Annotated in this window: 2 protein-coding genes; both read right to left on the minus strand. The window is 61.2% G+C overall.

What is annotated here, in order from left to right; genetic code table 11:
• Positions 1-265 precede the first annotated feature (265 nt).
• The gene (gene mobC, locus J2Y41_RS23060) at positions 266-406 is read right to left on the minus strand and encodes a plasmid mobilization relaxosome protein MobC (RefSeq protein WP_309932050.1); all 141 of its coding nucleotides are present in this window, start codon (positions 404-406) and stop codon (positions 266-268) included.
• 64 nt (positions 407-470) lie between these two features.
• A complete protein-coding gene (locus J2Y41_RS23065; RefSeq protein WP_309932052.1) occupies positions 471-659 on the minus strand; it encodes a hypothetical protein in 189 nt (62 codons plus the stop codon).
• Positions 660-1,038: the final 379 nt, after the last annotated feature.

Genomic DNA, 1,038 nt, shown 5'->3' on the forward strand with positions numbered 1-1,038 from the left:
GGGATCCATGGTGTCGCTCATGATCAGTCCTTCCCGCCAGGCAAAGCCCGGCGTGTCAGGCCAACCACGGATCCACCGTTATTCAGACAGTCCCGTGGGCCAGCGCGATCGTGTTCTCGGCGTTGAGCGCGTTGCTGTATGCCACGGTGATGGTGACTTCGGATGCGGTGATGACGCGCATGCCGGTGTGCTCGTTATGGCGTCTTGGTCCGGCGAAACTACTTGATCAGCCCGATCATCCTCGTGCCCTTGGTGACGTTCGGTCTCACGGTTTCGTCACCGCCCTGACCGTCTCATCAATACGCAGCATCAAACGCCGCGCGGCAGCAACGGCAGCCTCGGCGTCGTTGGGGAATTCACTGGCTGTGTTCGCGTGCCTGGCAATCTGGTTGATGTTGTTGGACATCGCACCCAACAGCGTGCGGATGCCCAGCAACTCCACCGCCAGGTTGCGCCGGTCAACAGGCGTCTCAACCGGTCTCGGAGAGAGCGGATTCGAACAACAACCGCGGCACGGCTACTTTCAGCTCAATCGCACGGACCGTCAGCGCGGCTTTCTCTATATCGGTGACGTAAACCTGGATGCTTTTAGACGGGCCTCCGTCAACGTTTTCACGACGGACCTTGCCCAAACGACGCGCCCGGGGCGAGTCCGACACGCGATCAATCCCCCTTCAAAGGCCCAGCGCACCGCCACGGCGGGCTGCAAAACTCGACGCCAAACGCTACGCGAAGGTCGGCGCAGCGCGACCTGGCAGGCGCAGGAGTCGCACTCCAGGAAGCCGCCGCGCTGCTCGCGTCAGCCGAAGCTGACTACGCCAGCTCGTACGCAACAGCGCTCCGTCACGAATGGACCGAAAAGGACCTTAAAGAGTTCGGTTTCGACCGTCAGCCTGCAAGGCAGGCGGACGGCCGCACAAGATCGCGCAACGTCGTGCGCCCGCTGAGAATAGCAATCTGATTTGAGACCACTTTTTGGCTTAATCGCATTTTGAGTGGGGCCCACCTTTAGCTGGCGGCTTGTTGGGCGAGGGTGTG

The sequence above is a fragment of the Arthrobacter sp. 1088 genome, assembly GCF_031455315.1.
Lineage (GTDB): Bacteria > Actinomycetota > Actinomycetes > Actinomycetales > Micrococcaceae > Arthrobacter.

What these genes read in the sequence shown, in the direction of transcription:
- mobC (WP_309932050.1), bottom strand. Translation starts at nt 406, where the DNA reads ATGTCCAACAACATCAACCAGATTGCCAGGCACGCGAACACAGCCAGT.